This window comes from Vibrio splendidus (genome assembly GCF_001557875.1).
Classification (GTDB): Bacteria; Pseudomonadota; Gammaproteobacteria; order Enterobacterales; family Vibrionaceae; genus Vibrio; species Vibrio splendidus_F.
Map to the genome: position 1 here is coordinate 214,848 of NZ_LNRF01000007.1, position 17,738 is coordinate 232,585.

The window sequence follows — 17,738 nt, forward strand, 5'->3', positions numbered from 1 at the left end:
AGCAAAAGGCGCCTCGATAGGCGCCTTTTTTATTACTCAATCTCTACTAAGAATCTGTACCTGTACAGACAAATTAGCACTTGGCCTACAGTAAGCCAAATGCTCTCAACCCTTTGATTACTCGCTATTCTTTCAACAATGATGGCCTAACGACACAATCATGGCTGTCTTCAGCCAGCATCAGTAACTCTTCAACGCTCATCTTACCCAGTGAATCACTACCAAGAAACGCCGCATAGCTTTCCACTGATGCCAATCGGTCGATCACGAAGCTTGGTAAGGTCTGGTTAAATTCAATGCGATCAAATTCACCACCAGCGCACGTTTTAAAAGAGCTGCCATCCCAGTAACCCTGAACCAGTCTGAGCCCTTCGTCATTCTGCTTCAACGTAGTCTCTAGAACCGACTTAGCTTCTTTCTGGTAGTTTTCGAGCTGCTTGGCTTGAATAGGTAAGATTTTGCTATCAATACGATACTGTTGATACACAGCTTCGCCTGACTTATTAAAACGAACATGGACACGATAAGGAACCAGCTCATTAGAAGAGTTACGCTGCTCGCCTTCACGAATAAATTCACGAAGCACGCCTTCTGACCAAGCATAGTCAGTTTGGTACCAGCCGTAATCGCCGACAGTGACGTAGTCAGCTGAAGTATGAGGTTGTGTGAGCTTGTTTGTAACCCAGTAGAAACTTGTCGCGTCGCCCATGACTTGGCCGCCGGTGTGAGTTTCAAATTGCTCTAGGTTTTTGCGAGGGCTTGTTGAAGAACAGCCAATAAGAAATGTAGATAATAGTGAAACGAGAAGAAATGCTTTTTTCATAAAAACCTGTACCGAGGTGGAATACGACTACCTCGGTACAGTTTAGATTATTTCACTGAATCTTTCAGCGCTTTACCTGCAACAAATGCTGGAACATTTGCAGCAGCGATTTGGATCTCATCACCAGTTTTTGGGTTACGACCAGTGCGAGCTGCACGGTGGTTTACTTTAAAAGTACCAAAACCAATTAGCTGAACTTGATCGCCATCTTTAAGAGCATCTGTAACACCGCCAAGAGTCGCTTCTAGAGCAGCTTTAGCTTGTGCTTTAGAAAGGTCCGCTTTTTCAGCAATAAAGTCGATTAATTGAGTCTTGTTCATTTTAGGTTTCCCTTCTTTGTATTTTTGAATTCAATTCACTCTAAAACATAAATGCCCCATCTGGCAAAGGTTTGTCGTCGATCTTTAGCTCTAATGCCGTAGTTTTAGCCATAATATGAGTAATAACTCACAATTTGTTACTGATTTTATTAAGCAAGCCCTTGTTTAAAAGGGGCTGAGAGCAAAATTAATGATGACCTAGCCACTACTTTTTCACTATAATCCACGCTGAATCGCTGCTAAAGCGTACAATTTAATTTAAGGGCAAACATGCTGCTGCTAACTATTTACGTCTCCATTGCTATTGGAGTTTCTTTCATTTGTTCTGTTTTGGAAGCTGTACTTTTGAGTATTAGTCCGAGCTACATTGCTCAACTAAAACAAAATGGGCACCCTGCAGCAGAGTCTTTAGACAAACTGAAAACAGATATTGACCGCCCGCTTGCGTCAATTTTAACGCTCAACACCATCGCGCATACTATCGGTGCTGCGACAGCAGGTGCACAAGCGGCTGTCGTTTTTGGTAGCCAATGGTTAGGTGTCTTCTCTGCCGTGCTAACGCTGGGTATCTTGGTATTGTCTGAGATTGTTCCAAAGACCATTGGTGCAACCTACTGGCGTCAACTTGCTCCTGCTTCGGCAAGCGTGCTTCGTTGGATGGTGTTCTTCCTAACACCGTTTGTATGGTTCTCAGAACAGATCACCAAACGTCTTGCTCGTGGCCACCAAGCACCAAAAATGCGTGATGAGTTATCTGCAATGGCGATCTTGGCAAAAGAGAGTGGCGAGTTTGCAGAAGGCGAATCAAAAATCCTGAGCAACCTACTGGGTATTCAAGATGTACCCGTGACTCAGGTAATGACGCCGCGCCCAGTGGTATTCCGTGTTGATGCGGAAATGAGTGTGAATACGTTCCTAGAGCAACATAAAGACACGCCATTCTCACGTCCGTTGGTTTACAGTGAGCAGAGTGACAACATCATAGGTTTTGTTCACCGCCTAGAGCTGTTTAGATTGCAGCAAGCCGGTTGTGGTGAAAAAGCTCTGGGTGAAGTAATGCGCCCTATCCACGTGTTGCTGAACAACATGGGCTTGGCTAAGGCCTTTGACCAGATGATGGCAAACCGCCTGCAACTGTCTTTAGTTGTGGACGAATACGGCACTATTCAGGGCATCATCACCTTAGAAGATATCTTTGAGCACCTTGTAGGTGAAGAGATCGTCGACGAAGCGGATAAAACCACCGACATGCAAGAACTGGCGTTTCAACGCTGGGAGAAGTGGAAAGAGACACACGGTGTTATCGAAAACCGCGATGAAGAGGACGAGCTAGAGGAAGAAACTCCAACAGACAACGATGCCTCAGACGCAAAATCAACGGATGACGACGACGCCTCAAAAGATAAGGCATCAAAAGACAAAGCGCAGAACGAAGACAAAAAAGACACTTAATCTAAATTTGATACCGTCAGATACAACAAAGGCTCCCTAGGGAGCCTTTGTTTTTATTCATACCTTGGTGCAATTGCGAATTATAGCGCAACACCAATGTTACTGACTGGGTCTTCACGCAGTTCGTGGCGTAGGTCTTTGATAAGCTCTAAGTCACGCTCAGTCGTTTCACGTAGAGGTCGGAAAATGGCCCACTGAACGTCCCACTCTTCACATACCGCTTCGTTTTCTTTCTGGTTTTCGTTGGTCACTTCTTCAGCGCCTTGAGCAAACTCAAGCTCAGCAACCGTCTTCACCGATTGTTGACTCACTTTAATTACCGCTTCCAACATATGTTCACGGTCAAGCAGGCCATGAATTAGCGTTGCTAGGCCTTGGCATGCGTCCATTGCTGGGTAAACACCATAAAAATCAAAATCATCACCGCTAGGGAATAGTTCTTCAACCTTCTCAAGTTGACGCTCAAAGTTCACCTTTGCTGTTTTAACCGTCAGGATTTCCCAAATACTATCCAAAACATCACGATAGATTCGAGCTTCCGCAAATTCTGTATTCTCACAAAACATGGCATAGTTAGGGTACATACGCTCACATAGACACGCCATAAAGGTAATTTGTTGCCAAGGTTCTAACTTTTCAAGACGAACCTGCAGTGGATTCTGAAGCATAGTCACTCAATAATTGCAGAAAAAGACAGCGAAAGTGTACTTGATAAACCCTGGGGGGAAAAGGTAAGCCGATGAACAATTTTACGAATAAGCTCTATATTCTTACTGAGCATGACGATACCTATACGCAACTGATTCTAAACCAGGATTTACCCGACCTAGAAATCACTCAAAACCCCGAATCAGCACAGATTGTCTTGGCGTCACCGCCTCTAATCGCAGAGCGCCTTGGCGAGTTTAAAGAGCTAGACTGGGTACAGAGTACCTATGCTGGAATCAATAAACTCACTCAGCCAGACCTGCGTCAGGACTATACACTAACCAACGTCAAAGGCATCTTTGGCCCGGCTATCGCAGAATACGTGTTGGGCTACACAATCAGTCACTGTAGACACTTTCCTCATTACCACCAGCACCAACAACAACGAAACTGGCAGCCACAGTTTTATACTAGCCTAACTGACAAAACTATGGTGATTTTAGGAACAGGTTCAATCGGAAGTCATTTAGCAAAAACCGCGGCCGCTTTTGGTATTCATACCATAGGTGTCAACCGTACCGGCATCCCATCCAAACAAGAAACCTTTAAAGAGACGTTCCACATCAATGAAATAGAGGCTGCCCTCAAGCAGGCCGATATTGTGGTCAACACCTTGCCATCAACCGCTGAAACCTATCAGCTGTTGAACCAAACCACGTTAGGCTACTGCTCTAATGTGTTGCTGTTTAATGTCGGTCGAGGAGAGAGCATCGACAATAAAGCCTTGTTGCTCGCCATAAAAAACAGATGGGTAGAACACGCATTTTTAGATGTGTTTGAAAGTGAACCCCTCTCGCAAGAACACCCTTTCTGGAAACTACCGCAAGTCACCATCACTCCGCACATCGCTGCACTCAGTGAGCCAAGACAAGTGGTCGAGATCTTCGCAGAGAATTACCAACAATGGCGAGATGGCTTTACACTTAATCATGTCATCGATTTTGATAAAGGTTACTGATGCCCTCTTCGTTACTTAAAGAGATTCGACAATGCCGAGCTTGTGAACCTCACCTATCACACGGTGCCAACCCAGTAATTCAAGCACACCCAAATGCGCGTTTGCTGATCATAGGTCAAGCGCCGGGTATCAAGGTGCATGAGTCGTCGATCCCTTGGAATGACGCCAGTGGCGAACGATTAAGAGAATGGTTAGGGATAAACAGCGATATTTTTTATGACGAACAAAAGGTCGCGATTGTACCTATGGGGTTCTGCTACCCAGGCAAAGGAAAGAGTGGCGATCTGCCACCTCGCAAAGAGTGTGCGGAGCTTTGGCATAACAAAGTGCTGCAATCTCTACCCAATATTCAAATGACATTGCTGATTGGCCAGTACGCACAAAACCATTATTTGAAGGATAGAACGACCAAAACACTGACCGAGACAGTCAAAAACTGGCAGGCTTGGGCGCCTGAGTTTTTGCCATTACCCCACCCTTCACCACGCAATAATATCTGGCTCAAGAAGAACCCTTGGTTCGAAAGTGAAGTCATTCCTTATATCAGGAAACACATCTCTAAGCATTTGGCCTACCATGATCCAAATGCCTAATTAACTGCACACAACAAGATTAAACCGCCATCAAATGCCAATTTCAGGCAATAAAAAAGCGCCGTTGGTTTCCCAACAGCGCTTTCAATAATCTTACTCAGAATTACTTATGGTAAGGCTTAGATAATTCGTGAACAGCGTCAACGAATACACCAGCGTTCTCTGGCGGTACATCTAAGTGGATACCGTGGCCTAGGTTAAATACATGACCTGTACCACCGTCGCCGAAGCCTTCAAGGATGCTGCCCACTTCTTCACGAATACGTTCAGGCTGAGCGTAAAGCATTGAAGGATCCATGTTACCTTGCAGAGCAACTTTGTCGCCGATGCGAGCTTTTGCATCTGCGATGTTGATTGTCCAGTCTAGACCAACCGCATCACAACCTGTTGCTGCGATAGACTCAAGCCACATGCCGCCGTTCTTAGTGAACAGAGTAACCGGTACTCGACGACCTTCGTTTTCACGGATTAGGCCATCAACGATTTTGTGCATGTATTGCAGTGAGAATAGGTTGTAGTCACGAGGAGTCAGTACACCACCCCATGTATCAAATACCATTACCGATTGAGCACCCGCTTTAATTTGCGCGTTCAAGTATTCGATAACACTGTCAGCCAGCTTGTCTAGAAGCAGGTGCAGCGTTTGTGGTTCTGCGTACATCATCTTCTTGATCTTAGTGAATGCTTTAGAGCTTCCACCTTCAACCATGTATGTCGCTAGAGTCCATGGACTACCAGAGAAACCAATCAGTGGCACTTCGCCTTTCAGATCTTTACGGATCTGACGAACGGCATTCATAACGTATTGAAGCTCACCTTCTGGATCAGGTAGACCAATCTTCTCTACGTCAGCTTTACACGTGATAGGACGCTCAAACTTAGGACCTTCACCTGTTTCAAAGTACAAACCTAAGCCCATTGCATCAGGGATAGTTAGGATGTCTGAGAACAAGATTGCCGCATCAAGCGGGAAACGACGTAAAGGTTGAAGTGTTACTTCTGATGCCAGTTCCGCGTTTTTACACAAAGACATGAAGTCGCCCGCTTCAGCGCGCGTTGCTTTGTACTCAGGAAGATAGCGGCCAGCTTGGCGCATCATCCATACCGGTGTGTAATCAACAGGCTGTTTTAAAAGTGCGCGTAAATAGCGATCGTTTTTTAATTCGGTCATTCCGTTAAATTCCAATTCAATCTTGTCTAGTTTTGATGGCAAGTATTCTAACACTGATTGAAGGGTAAAAGCTGTGTGCTTTGCAACCTAGATCAAGTTATTAACTTTTAAATCAATGCTTAATTTGCACCCAATTGCGGGAGCATGTTAAAAATTTGTTCGCTAGCGAAAATTACAATTATAACATCTGAGTAGTCACTACTCAGCATCTCATAACGACATCTTACTTACCCCCTCCACTTGTGGAGGGTTTTTTTTAGCTTTTGACCACCCATAGGCCAAATACTATTACAGGTAAATTAGTGCTCTAGCATCTGCTCCGTCACACCATCTTTTATCACGTCATCAACAGTTTTCTCAATCAACTGTCTCGCAATGGTTCCAACAGGAGCAACATCAGGCAGGCTGGTTACGTCAAACCATTGGGCATCCGATAGCTCACTGTAGTCAGGCTTAAGCGTACCACCAGCATAATCTGCGAGGAAGCCCATCATCATACTCGATGGAAACGCCCACGGCTGGCTGCCAAAGTAACGAATATTATCGACATCGATACCCGTTTCTTCTTTGACTTCTCTTGCCACACACTTCTCTAGGGTTTCTCCAACCTCTAGGAAGCCCGCTATCACGGTATACATACCTGTTTTATGTCTTGGGTGCTGTGCAAGCAATATCTTGTGGTCGTTTCGTACGGCGACAATGATGCACGGGAAGATACGAGGGTAATGAAGTGTGCGGCAATCTCCACACTGCATCGCCACCTGGTTATGGTTGAGATGATTTCGACCACCACACTGAGGGCAAAAACGCATACTTTGAGTCATATGCCCATATTGGATGGCTTTGCTTGCAGTCAAGAAACTCGCTTCAGGCCAGTGCAGTAACTCTCTTAAGCTGACCATGCTCAGCTCATTCTCGACATCACAATCGTTGAGCCAATACACCTTACGACCTTGATGCTGACCAATACAGATTGCATGCTCAACACTCAGCCCAAGCTCTTCAGCAGAGCCAAATGGAAACTGATCATTATTAACCCAAATATCACTACCAGAAACGACGCACCAATAAGCTTGCTCTGTCATTTTGTTATCACTTTTTTTTAACATCCCTATGCCTCATTGCTTGCAGTTCGTTCATTTTACTGGCAATCTAATTTCATACTAGAGTTGTAGCCGAGAATATTTCAAGCTATTACTTTTAGTAGCTACCAATAAAACGGACCCTGCTTAGGCAATTACTTGATCACAAGGTTGTGATCAGATCATGAGGACATGGTCATGCTAAATAAATTCAAACAAATACAAGAACAATGGGGTGGCTCTAATGAGGTCATCGATCATTGGCTCGAAACTCGACAGTCTCTAATCGTTGAGTATTGTAAGCTTGCCGCTCTACAGCCTTCATCGTCGAAAGCAACTGCAATCACCGAACTGCCTTCTCCAGAAGAGCTCCAAAAATTCAGCCAACATCTTGTTGATTACATCTCCGAAGGTCATTTCAAAATCTATGACATGGTGATGGACAAATGGCAGTCGACTGGCTTCAAAGCAACAGACGAAATCAACCAATCTTATGGTCATATCGTTCTTACCACAGATCCACTGCTCAACTTCACCGATAAATACGCTGCCATTGAAGCGACCGATACATTAGAAAGCTTTGATAGTGAGCTATCACTCGTTGGTGAGATTCTTGAGGCAAGGTTTGCGGTTGAAGACCAGCTGATACAACAAATTGCCGACAGCCTAGCGGTTCCACCAGGAGCTTAATGGGTTAACATCTTCTAAGCTTGCCTCAGTGCAAGCTTTTTGTTTTGTCTGTAGCGTTACCTAAAACATCCAACTCTTCTACCAGAGCCTATTGGTTCGTCCCTACTCAGATGTTTTGCGACAACCAGACGTAACACTTGTCACCAGTTTCATCCTCACGCTCTTCCTGTATACACCCAAAAATGCCTTCGAGAAAGTACTCGCGACTAAGTCCACCAGCCAAGTAATCAAGCAGACCCATCAGATTCTGAACGATAGGCCCTCGTTAAACACCAATACGCCAGATACAAAAAAGGCACCCGAAGGTGCCTTTTTCTTATCTCTTAGAGACTACTCGTAGAGCTTACTCTTCTGAAGAGAAACCAGCGTTTAGAAGTGCTGCTAGATTGTCAGTAGCTTGTTCAGCTGAAGGACCTTCTTGCTCTTCTTCACGTTGCTTTTGACGCTCTTGGTGGTATGCGAAACCAGTACCAGCTGGGATCAGACGACCAACAATTACGTTCTCTTTCAGACCGCGAAGGTCATCACGCTTACCAGAAACCGCAGCTTCTGTTAGTACGCGAGTCGTTTCTTGGAACGATGCAGCTGAGATGAATGACTCAGTTGCAAGAGATGCTTTAGTAATACCTAGTAGGTCTCGTTCGAAACGTACTAGTTCTTTACCTTCAGCTTCTAGCTTACGGTTAGCAATCTTAACATTGTGGTACTCAACTTGTTCGCCAGGTAGGAACGGAGAGTCACCAGAATGAGTGATTGTACACTTACGTAGCATTTGACGAACGATAGTCTCGATGTGCTTATCGTTAATCTTTACGCCTTGTAAGCGGTAAACTTCTTGAACTTCGTTCGCGATGTACTGAGTTACTGCGTGGATACCACGTAGACGCAGGATATCGTGTGGAGTTTCAGGACCGTCGGCGATTACATCACCACGTTCAATCTTCTCACCTTCGAACACGTTCAATTGACGATGCTTAGGAATCATCTCTTCGTAAGCGTCACCGCCTTCACGAGTGATTACTAGACGACGCTTACCTTTCGTTTCTTTACCGAAAGACACAGTACCTGTGTGCTCAGCAAGGATCGCAGGCTCTTTCGGCTTACGAGCTTCGAATAGGTCAGCTACGCGTGGTAGACCACCGGTGATATCTTTGTTTCCGCTCGATTTTTGAGGGATACGAGATAGTGTGTCACCGATGCCAACTTCAGCGCCATCTTCGATGTTTACAATCGCTTTGCCAGGTAGGAAGTAGTGAGCTGGCATATCAGTACCAGGGATCATTACGTCGTTACCTTGCTCATCAACAAGTTTGATAGCTGGACGCATATCTTTACCTGCTGCTGGGCGAGCTGCTGCGTCTGTAACTTCACTTGAAGAAAGACCAGTTAGATCGTCTGTTTGACGAGAAACTGTAATACCATCGATCATATCTACGAATTGGATACGACCTGCCACTTCAGTGATGATTGGCATGGTATGCGCTTCCCAGTTAGCTACAACTTCACCAGCAGTAACTGCTGCGTTGTCGCCTTTGGTTAGCATCGAACCGTAAGGAAGTTTGTGCTTCTCTTTAGTACGGCCGAATTCGTCAATAATCGTCATCTCAGATGCACGAGAAGTGATAACCAGTTTCTTATCTTTGTTAACTACGAACTTAGCATTGTGAAGTTTCACAGTACCAGTTGTCTTAGCTTGGATGCTGTTCTCTGCTGCTGCAGTAGATGCCGCACCACCGATGTGGAACGTACGCATCGTTAGCTGTGTACCCGGTTCACCGATAGATTGTGCAGCGATAACACCAACTGCTTCACCTTGGTTCACTAGGTGACCACGTGCTAGGTCACGACCGTAACACTGTGCACAACAACCGAAGTCTGCATCACAGGTAACAACAGAGCGCACTTTCATGCTATCTACTGAGTTGTCTTCCATGATTTGACACCACTTCTCATCAATCAGAGTATTACGTGGAATCAGTACATCTTCAGTACCAGGCTTAAGAACGTCTTCAGCTACTACACGACCAAGAGCAAGCTCAGAAAGTGCAACTTTAACGTCACCACCTTCGATGTGAGGCATCATGTCGATACCTTCATGCGTGCCACAGTCATGTTCGTGTACTACAACGTCTTGAGCAACGTCTACTAGACGACGAGTTAGGTAACCCGAGTTTGCTGTTTTCAGTGCTGTATCCGCAAGACCCTTACGAGCACCGTGCGTTGAGATAAAGTACTGAAGGACGTTTAGACCTTCTTTAAAGTTCGCTGTGATCGGCGTTTCGATGATTGAACCATCTGGACGCGCCATCAGACCACGCATACCTGCTAGCTGACGAATCTGAGCTGCAGAACCACGTGCGCCCGAGTCGGCCATCATGTAGATGCTGTTGAACGATTCTTGCTGTTCTTCTTCGCCGTCACGGTTGATAACTGTTTCAGAAGATAGGTTATCCATCATTGCTTTCGCAACGCGGTCATTCGTAGATGCCCAGATATCGATAACTTTGTTGTAACGCTCACCCGCAGTAACAAGACCAGATTGGAATTGCTCTTGGATTTCGCGAACTTCTTCTTCAGCAGATTCAATTTCATCGTATTTCGCTTGAGGTACAACCATATCGTCGATACCTACAGAAACACCAGAAAGTGCAGCGTATGCAAAACCTGCGTACATGATTTGGTCAGCAAATACTACTGTATCTTTTAGACCAAGCTTACGGTAACACTCGTTAAGAAGAGTAGAGATCTGCTTCTTACCTAACTTTTGGTTAACGATGCTGTACGGTAGGCCAGCTGGAACGATTTGCCATAGCATTGCACGGCCGACAGTTGTATCAACCATCTTCGTTTCAGTAGTGCTGTTACCATCTTCGTCTACTACAGTCTCGGTGATACGTACTTTAACGCGAGCGTGTAGCTCAGCAGTCTTAGTACGGTATGCCTTTTCAGCCTCAGCAGGGCCAGCAAGGTACATACCTTCGCCTTTCACGTTGATCTTGTCACGTGTCATGTAGTAAAGACCCAATACAACGTCCTGAGAAGGTACGATGATCGGATCACCTGACGCTGGCGACAGAATGTTATTCGTCGACATCATCAGTGTACGTGCTTCAAGCTGTGCTTCTAGAGTTAGAGGCACGTGTACCGCCATTTGGTCACCATCGAAGTCGGCGTTGTATGCCGCACACACTAGTGGGTGAAGCTGAATCGCTTTACCTTCGATTAGTACTGGTTCAAACGCTTGGATACCTAGACGGTGAAGTGTAGGTGCACGGTTAAGCAGTACTGGGTGTTCGCGGATTACTTCGTCTAGGATATCCCAAACGATAGCTTCTTCGCGCTCTACCATCTTCTTAGCAGCTTTGATTGTCGTAGCCATGCCACGAGTTTCTAGCTTGCTGTAGATGAACGGCTTAAATAGCTCAAGTGCCATCTTCTTAGGAAGACCACACTGATGTAGACGAAGGTATGGACCTACTGTGATTACAGAACGGCCAGAGTAGTCTACACGTTTACCTAGAAGGTTCTGACGGAAACGACCTTGTTTACCCTTGATCATATCAGCAAGAGATTTCAGAGGACGCTTGTTAGAACCAGTGATAGCACGACCACGACGACCGTTATCTAGAAGTGCATCAACAGACTCTTGCAGCATACGCTTTTCGTTACGTACGATGATGTCCGGAGCAGCTAGCTCTAGAAGACGCTTCAAACGGTTGTTACGGTTGATCACACGACGGTAAAGGTCGTTCAGATCTGAAGTCGCAAAACGACCGCCATCTAGTGGTACTAGAGGACGTAGATCTGGCGGCAGAACCGGAAGTACAGTCAGAATCATCCATTGCGGATCGTTACCCGATGCAATGAACGCTTCAACTAGCTTCAGGCGCTTAGTAACTTTTTTACGCTTAGTTTCTGAGTTAGTTGTTTCTAACTCTTCGCGCATTTCTTCCACTTCTTGATGAAGGTCCATTGTTGCAAGCAGATCTTTGATCGCTTCAGCACCCATCTTAGCAGTGAATTCGTCACCCCACTCTTCTAGACGATCCAGATACTCTTCTTCAGTAAGCATCTGAGATTTTTCTAGATCAGTCATACCTGGTTCAGTTACTACGTACATCTCGAAGTAAAGAACACGTTCGATATCACGTAGAGGGATATCCATTAGTAGACCGATACGAGACGGCAGTGATTTTAGGAACCAGATGTGAGCAACTGGTGAAGCTAGCTCGATGTGGCCCATGCGGTCACGACGAACTTTAGTTTGTGTAACTTCAACGCCACACTTCTCACAGATAACACCACGGTGCTTCAGGCGCTTGTATTTGCCACAAAGACATTCGTAGTCTTTAACTGGACCAAAAATACGTGCACAGAACAGACCATCACGTTCAGGTTTGAACGTACGATAGTTAATTGTTTCCGGCTTTTTAACTTCACCAAAAGACCATGAACGGATCATGTCTGGTGAAGATAGACCGATTTTGATTGCATCAAATTCTTCGGTCTTATGCTGTGCTTTTAGAAAGTTTAATAAGTCTTTCACATTCAGCTCCTGTAAGGAGTTAAAGGAGCTCACTGCTGTAGCAAGCTCCCTTTTACCAAATAATCCTATCTTCTTTTAAAAAGAGGAGGGATTACTCTTCGTCTTCTAGCTCGATGTTGATACCTAGCGAGCGAATCTCTTTCAACAGTACGTTGAACGACTCAGGCATACCAGGTTCCATGCTATGGTTACCGTCTACGATGTTCTTATACATCTTAGTACGGCCGTTAACGTCATCTGACTTAACTGTTAGCATTTCTTGTAGAGTATATGCAGCACCGTATGCTTCTAGTGCCCATACTTCCATCTCACCGAAACGCTGACCACCGAACTGAGCTTTACCACCAAGTGGTTGCTGAGTTACTAGGCTGTAAGAACCAGTTGAACGAGCATGCATCTTGTCATCAACCAAGTGGTTCAGTTTCAGCATGTACATGTAACCAACAGTTACAGGACGCTCAAACGAATCACCAGTACGACCATCAAACAGTTTAAGCTGACCAGATTCTGGCAGATCACCCAGTTTAAGTAGTTCTTTGATTAGAGACTCAGAAGCACCGTCGAACACAGGAGTAGCAATCGGTAGACCGCCACGTAGGTTCTTGATCAGTGTACGAACTTGATCATCAGACAGTTCAGCAATATCAACTTTCTGACGAGTATCACCAAGATCGTAAACCTTCTGTAGGAACTCACGGAACTTATGCAGTTCTTGTTGTTCCTTAACCATTTGGTTGATCTTGTCACCGATACCTTTCGCAGCCAAACCTAAGTGAACTTCTAGGATCTGACCGATGTTCATACGCGATGGTACACCCAGCGGGTTAAGTACGATGTCTACAGGCTGACCTTTCTCATCGTATGGCATGTCTTCAACAGGGTTAATCTTAGAGATTACACCTTTGTTACCGTGACGACCGGCCATCTTATCACCAGGCTGGATACGACGTTTAACCGCTAGGTAAACTTTAACAATCTTAAGAACGCCAGGCGCTAGATCATCACCTTGAGTGATTTTACGACGCTTAGTTTCAAACTTCTTATCGAAGTCTGCTTTTAGCTCATCCCACTGCTCAGCAAGTTGCTCAAGCTGTGTTTGTAGCGCATCGTCTTCTAGAACTTGCTCTAGCCATTGCTTACGACCGATAGTATCAAGCTTAGCTTCAGAGTAACCACCAGACAGAAGTACAGCTTTAACACGGTTAAGAAGGCCACCCTCAAGAATTTGGAACTCTTCAGTTAGGTCTTTCTTAGCTTCTTTAAGCTGCATCTGTTCGATTTCAAGTGCGCGCTTGTCTTTCTCTACGCCATCGCGAGTGAAGACTTGTACATCGATGATAGTACCCGAAACAGAGTTTGGTACACGTAGAGAAGTATCTTTAACATCAGATGCTTTCTCACCGAAGATAGCACGTAGTAGCTTCTCTTCAGGAGTCAGTTGAGTTTCACCTTTAGGGGTTACTTTACCAACTAGGATGTCGCCACCCTTAACTTCAGCACCAATGTAAACGATACCTGACTCGTCTAGTTTAGACAGAGCAGACTCACCTACGTTTGGAATATCAGCTGTGATCTCTTCAGAACCCAGCTTAGTATCACGAGCCACACAAGATAGTTCTTGGATGTGGATTGTCGTGAAACGGTCTTCTTGAACTACGCGCTCAGATACTAAGATCGAGTCTTCGAAGTTGTAACCGTTCCAAGGCATGAATGCGATACGCATGTTTTGGCCAAGAGCTAGTTCACCAAGGTCTGTTGAAGGACCATCAGCAAGAACATCGCCGCGTGCAACTGGTTCACCAGGAAGTACAGTTGGACGTTGGTTAATACATGTGTTTTGGTTCGAACGCGTGTACTTAGTTAGGTTGTAGATATCGATACCAGCTTCGCCAGGTACCAATTCATCTTCATTAACCTTAACTACGATACGAGAAGCGTCTACAGACTGAACTTGACCACCACGTTTAGCAACCGCTGTAACACCAGAGTCAACTGCGATGTTACGTTCGATACCTGTACCTACAAGAGGCTTATCAGCCTTAAGTGTTGGTACAGCTTGACGTTGCATGTTGGCACCCATCAATGCACGGTTCGCATCATCGTGTTCTAGGAACGGGATAAGCGAAGCAGCGATAGATACTACTTGGTTTGTCGCAACGTCCATGTAGTCAACGTGATCGCGTGGGTGAAGACCAGATTCACCTTTTTGACGAGCTGTGATTAGCTCATCTGCAAACGTACCTTCTTCAGTAAGAATGGTGTTTGCTTGCGCGATTACGAATTGACCTTCCTGGATTGCAGACAGGTAATCAACTTCTTCTGTTACTACACCATCTACTACACGACGGTACGGAGTTTCTAGGAAACCGTAATCGTTGCAACGTGCAAACGCAGATAGCGAGTTAATTAGACCGATGTTTGGACCTTCAGGCGTTTCGATCGGACATAGACGACCGTAGTGAGTTACGTGAACGTCACGTACTTCGAAGCCTGCGCGCTCACGAGTAAGACCACCAGGACCTAAAGCAGAGATACGACGTTTGTGCGTAACTTCTGACAATGGGTTGTTTTGGTCCATGAACTGTGAAAGCTGTGAAGAGCCAAAGAATTCTTTAACTGCAGCAGAGATCGGCTTAGCATTGATAAGATCTTGAGGCATGATTGCATCAAGGTCACCAAGGCTTAGGCGCTCTTTAACGGCACGTTCTACACGAACTAGACCAACACGGAATTGGTTTTCTGCCATTTCACCTACAGAACGGATACGACGGTTGCCAAGGTGGTCGATATCGTCCACTTCACCAATACCGTTACGGATACCAATCAGTTTCTTCATCACTTCGATGATGTCTGATTCATCCAGAGTACCGCGCTCTTCTTCTTCTTCACGCTCGATAGAGCTGTTGAACTTCATACGGCCTACAGTTGATAGGTCGTAACGTTCTTCAGAGAAGAATAGGCTTTCGAATAGAGACTCTGCAGCTTCTTTCGTTGGTGGCTCGCCAGGACGCATCATGCGGTAGATTTCTACCAACGCAGAGATGCGATCTACTGTGCTATCTGCACGTAGAGTGTCTGACATGAATGGACCGTGATCTAGGTCATTCGTGAACAGAGTTTGTAGAGCCTTGTGACCTGCTTGAGACAGGTTAGCAAGTGCTTCTAGGCTAATCTCTTGGTTCGCGCCAACGATGATCTCGCCAGTTGCTTCATTGATGTAATCTTTAGATGCAACTTTACCAACGATGTACTCTACTGGTACTTCGATGTGCTCAACGCCATCTTTTTCAAGTTGACGGATATGACGAGCAGTAACACGACGACCAGTCTCAACGTAAGTTTTGCCGTTTGCTTCGATGTCGAATGACGCAGTTTCACCACGTAGACGATCAGGAACCAACTCCATAAGAAGAGTTTGGTCTTTCACTTCGAAGTTCACTTTGTCGAAGAACAGATCTAGGATCTCTTCAGTCGATTTACCAAGTGCACGAAGAATAATCGATGCTGGTAGCTTACGACGACGGTCGATACGTACGAATAAGTTATCCTTAGGATCGAACTCAAAGTCTAACCATGAGCCACGGTAAGGAATTACACGTGCGTTATAAAGAACTTTACCTGATGAGTGGGTCTTACCCTTATCACTGTCGAAGAACACGCCTGGGCTTCGGTGCAGCTGGGATACGATAACCCTCTCGGTACCATTAATTACGAAAGTACCATTGTCTGTCATAAGCGGAATTTCGCCCATGTAGACTTCTTGTTCTTTAATGTCTTTTACAGTACCTGCTGGTGCATCTCGATCAAAGATAACTAGACGTAGTTTTACGCGTAGTGGCTTTGAGTAAGTAACACCGCGGATTTGACATTCTTTAACGTCAAAAACTGGCTCACCAAGACGGTAGCTAACGTATTGCAGCTCAGAATTGCCGTTGTAGCTCTGAATTGGGAATACAGAACGGAAAGCAGCTTCAAGACCGTATTGACCTTCTGGATCCTGTTCGATGAATTTGTCGAAAGAATCAAGCTGGATCGATAACAGGTATGGAATGTCCAAAACTTGTGGACGAGTACCAAAATCCTTACGGATGCGCTTTTTCTCGGTATAAGAGTAAACCATGGGGTTCCTCAGCTCGCTGATAAGTGACCCAAACCACCCAAAACACTCTTCAAGAGGGGGCGGTGACAAACAGCTGTTTACTGTAGTGAACAATCATTTCGAAAAAATGACTGTTTTTTTGCTCGGATTATGACGGTTAAACAGCGGAAAATTCGTCATAGCCCTACAGCGCAAAAAGGCCGGTGGTTAATAAACCACCAGCCATTAGCCTTGCGGCTAAGAAATTAAGTAATAATTACTTGATTTCAACAGAAGCGCCAGCTTCTTCTAGCTGTGCTTTAAGAGCTTCAGCTTCAGCTTTGTCAACGCCTTCTTTAAGCGCTGCAGGAGCTGAGTCTACAAGACCTTTAGCTTCTTTAAGACCTAGGCCAGTTGCGCCACGTACAGCTTTGATAACTTGTACTTTGTTAGCGCCAGCAGCAGTTAGGATAACGTCGAATTCAGTTTGCTCAGCAGCAGCGTCGCCGCCAGCTGCGCCGCCAGCTACAACAGCAGCAGCTGCAGTAACGCCGAATTTCTCTTCCATAGCTTCGATAAGCTCAACAACTTGCATTACAGACATTTCTGCAACTGCGTCTAGGATTTGCTCGTTAGTAATAGACATAACAATTCTCTTTTAAGTCAACAATAAGTTTAAATAGCAACCAGTGAAAAGCAAGGCTTATGCCGCAGCTTCTTCTTTTTGGTCGCGAACAGCAGCGATAGTACGAACCAGCTTGCCAGCAGAAGCTTCTTTCATGCACATCATTAGGCGTGCGATAGCTTCGTCGTAAGTTGGTAGTGTCGCTAGTACTTCAGCATCAGTAACTGCGCCTTCAAATGCAGCAGCTTTGATCTCGAAATCTTTATTCTCTTTAGCGAAGTCTTTGAAAAGACGCGCTGCAGCACCTGGGTGCTCATTAGAGAATGCGATCAGAGTTGGACCAGTGAAAGTGTCTACTAGACACTCGTAGTCTGTACCCTGAACCGCACGGCGTGCTAGTGTGTTACGAACAACTTTCATGTAAACACCCGCTTCGCGAGCTTGTTTACGTAGAGAAGTCATTGCGCCAACTTCAACGCCACGAGAATCAGCTACAACTGCAGAAAGTGCACCACTGGCAGCTTCGTTGACTTCAGCAACAATTGCTTTTTTGTCTTGAAGATTTAAAGCCATTTGGATTAACCTCTGGTTGTGATTACAGCACTCAATACAAAATGTAATGAGCGTTTACGATGTTATTTAAAAATGAATAAATTCACTTCAAACCACAACATCGCCTACGTAGGTTTTAT

13 protein-coding genes are annotated in these 17,738 nt (G+C 45.3%); 4 read left to right on the forward strand and 9 right to left on the reverse strand.

Annotation, left to right across the window (positions count from 1 at the left end; all coding sequences use genetic code 11):
* Positions 1-124 precede the first annotated feature (124 nt).
* Positions 125-823, reverse strand: coding sequence for a DUF1481 domain-containing protein (locus tag ATB74_RS16855; protein ID WP_061019207.1), 699 nt, complete (start codon positions 821-823; stop codon positions 125-127).
* 47 nt (positions 824-870) lie between these two features.
* Positions 871-1,143, reverse strand: coding sequence for a nucleoid-associated protein HU-alpha (gene hupA, locus ATB74_RS16860; protein WP_004729753.1), 273 nt, complete (start codon positions 1,141-1,143; stop codon positions 871-873).
* 270 nt (positions 1,144-1,413) lie between these two features.
* On the opposite strand from hupA, the gene ATB74_RS16865 reads away from it, so the two are divergent.
* Positions 1,414-2,595: a CNNM domain-containing protein gene (locus ATB74_RS16865; RefSeq protein ID WP_061019208.1), complete on the forward strand. Its 1,182-nt coding sequence runs from the start codon at positions 1,414-1,416 to the stop codon at positions 2,593-2,595.
* An 80-nt stretch (positions 2,596-2,675) separates the two neighbouring features.
* Here the strand turns inward: ATB74_RS16865 and ATB74_RS16870 are convergent, their stop codons facing one another.
* Positions 2,676-3,263: a YjaG family protein gene (locus ATB74_RS16870; protein WP_017062699.1), complete on the reverse strand. Its 588-nt coding sequence runs from the start codon at positions 3,261-3,263 to the stop codon at positions 2,676-2,678.
* Positions 3,264-3,334: 71 nt separating this feature from the next.
* Between ATB74_RS16870 and ATB74_RS16875 the strand changes: the two genes are divergently transcribed.
* Together ATB74_RS16875 and ATB74_RS16880 are read left to right on the forward strand one after the other, a co-directional pair.
* Positions 3,335-4,261 carry a D-2-hydroxyacid dehydrogenase gene (locus ATB74_RS16875; protein WP_061019209.1) on the forward strand — a complete coding sequence of 309 codons (927 nt, stop codon included), beginning with the start codon at positions 3,335-3,337 and terminating at the stop codon, positions 4,259-4,261.
* On the forward strand, positions 4,261-4,854 hold the full coding sequence (locus ATB74_RS16880) for a uracil-DNA glycosylase family protein (RefSeq protein ID WP_061019210.1): 594 nt from the start codon (positions 4,261-4,263) through the stop codon (positions 4,852-4,854). The genes ATB74_RS16875 and ATB74_RS16880 overlap by 1 nt, the downstream gene beginning before the upstream one ends.
* Before the next feature lie 103 nt (positions 4,855-4,957).
* Here the strand turns inward: ATB74_RS16880 and hemE are convergent, their stop codons facing one another.
* Positions 4,958-6,025, reverse strand: coding sequence for a uroporphyrinogen decarboxylase (hemE, locus tag ATB74_RS16885; protein ID WP_017060530.1), 1,068 nt, complete (start codon positions 6,023-6,025; stop codon positions 4,958-4,960).
* A 299-nt stretch (positions 6,026-6,324) separates the two neighbouring features.
* Positions 6,325-7,134, reverse strand: coding sequence for an NAD(+) diphosphatase (nudC, locus tag ATB74_RS16890; protein ID WP_061019211.1), 810 nt, complete (start codon positions 7,132-7,134; stop codon positions 6,325-6,327).
* A gap of 165 nt (positions 7,135-7,299) precedes the next feature.
* Between nudC and ATB74_RS16895 the strand changes: the two genes are divergently transcribed.
* The gene (locus tag ATB74_RS16895; protein ID WP_048605474.1) at positions 7,300-7,797 is read left to right on the forward strand and encodes an Rsd/AlgQ family anti-sigma factor; all 498 of its coding nucleotides are present in this window, start codon (positions 7,300-7,302) and stop codon (positions 7,795-7,797) included.
* Positions 7,798-8,140: 343 nt separating this feature from the next.
* Here the strand turns inward: ATB74_RS16895 and rpoC are convergent, their stop codons facing one another.
* The 4 genes from rpoC to rplJ all read right to left on the reverse strand — a co-directional run bounded on the left by rpoC (position 8,141) and on the right by rplJ (position 17,619).
* Positions 8,141-12,343 carry a DNA-directed RNA polymerase subunit beta' gene (gene rpoC, locus ATB74_RS16900; protein WP_017060527.1) on the reverse strand — a complete coding sequence of 1,401 codons (4,203 nt, stop codon included), beginning with the start codon at positions 12,341-12,343 and terminating at the stop codon, positions 8,141-8,143.
* A gap of 91 nt (positions 12,344-12,434) precedes the next feature.
* Positions 12,435-16,463 carry a DNA-directed RNA polymerase subunit beta gene (rpoB, locus tag ATB74_RS16905; protein WP_017060526.1) on the reverse strand — a complete coding sequence of 1,343 codons (4,029 nt, stop codon included), beginning with the start codon at positions 16,461-16,463 and terminating at the stop codon, positions 12,435-12,437.
* A gap of 235 nt (positions 16,464-16,698) precedes the next feature.
* Positions 16,699-17,067 carry a 50S ribosomal protein L7/L12 gene (rplL, locus tag ATB74_RS16910; protein ID WP_017631516.1) on the reverse strand — a complete coding sequence of 123 codons (369 nt, stop codon included), beginning with the start codon at positions 17,065-17,067 and terminating at the stop codon, positions 16,699-16,701.
* Between the two features lie 57 nt (positions 17,068-17,124).
* Entirely contained in the window at positions 17,125-17,619 is a 495-nt protein-coding gene (gene rplJ, locus ATB74_RS16915; protein ID WP_010435550.1) for a 50S ribosomal protein L10, read from the reverse strand.
* Positions 17,620-17,738: the final 119 nt, after the last annotated feature.

Coding starts and splice junctions, on each gene's coding strand:
- ATB74_RS16855 (WP_061019207.1), bottom strand. CDS start 823: ATGAAAAAAGCATTTCTTCTCGTTTCACTATTATCTACATTTCTTATT.
- hupA (WP_004729753.1), bottom strand. CDS start 1,143: ATGAACAAGACTCAATTAATCGACTTTATTGCTGAAAAAGCGGACCTT.
- ATB74_RS16865 (WP_061019208.1), top strand. CDS start 1,414: ATGCTGCTGCTAACTATTTACGTCTCCATTGCTATTGGAGTTTCTTTC.
- ATB74_RS16870 (WP_017062699.1), bottom strand. CDS start 3,263: ATGCTTCAGAATCCACTGCAGGTTCGTCTTGAAAAGTTAGAACCTTGG.
- ATB74_RS16875 (WP_061019209.1), top strand. CDS start 3,335: ATGAACAATTTTACGAATAAGCTCTATATTCTTACTGAGCATGACGAT.
- ATB74_RS16880 (WP_061019210.1), top strand. CDS start 4,261: ATGCCCTCTTCGTTACTTAAAGAGATTCGACAATGCCGAGCTTGTGAA.
- hemE (WP_017060530.1), bottom strand. CDS start 6,025: ATGACCGAATTAAAAAACGATCGCTATTTACGCGCACTTTTAAAACAG.
- nudC (WP_061019211.1), bottom strand. CDS start 7,134: ATGTTAAAAAAAAGTGATAACAAAATGACAGAGCAAGCTTATTGGTGC.
- ATB74_RS16895 (WP_048605474.1), top strand. CDS start 7,300: ATGGTCATGCTAAATAAATTCAAACAAATACAAGAACAATGGGGTGGC.
- rpoB (WP_017060526.1), bottom strand. CDS start 16,463: ATGGTTTACTCTTATACCGAGAAAAAGCGCATCCGTAAGGATTTTGGT.
- rplL (WP_017631516.1), bottom strand. CDS start 17,067: ATGTCTATTACTAACGAGCAAATCCTAGACGCAGTTGCAGAAATGTCT.
- rplJ (WP_010435550.1), bottom strand. CDS start 17,619: ATGGCTTTAAATCTTCAAGACAAAAAAGCAATTGTTGCTGAAGTCAAC.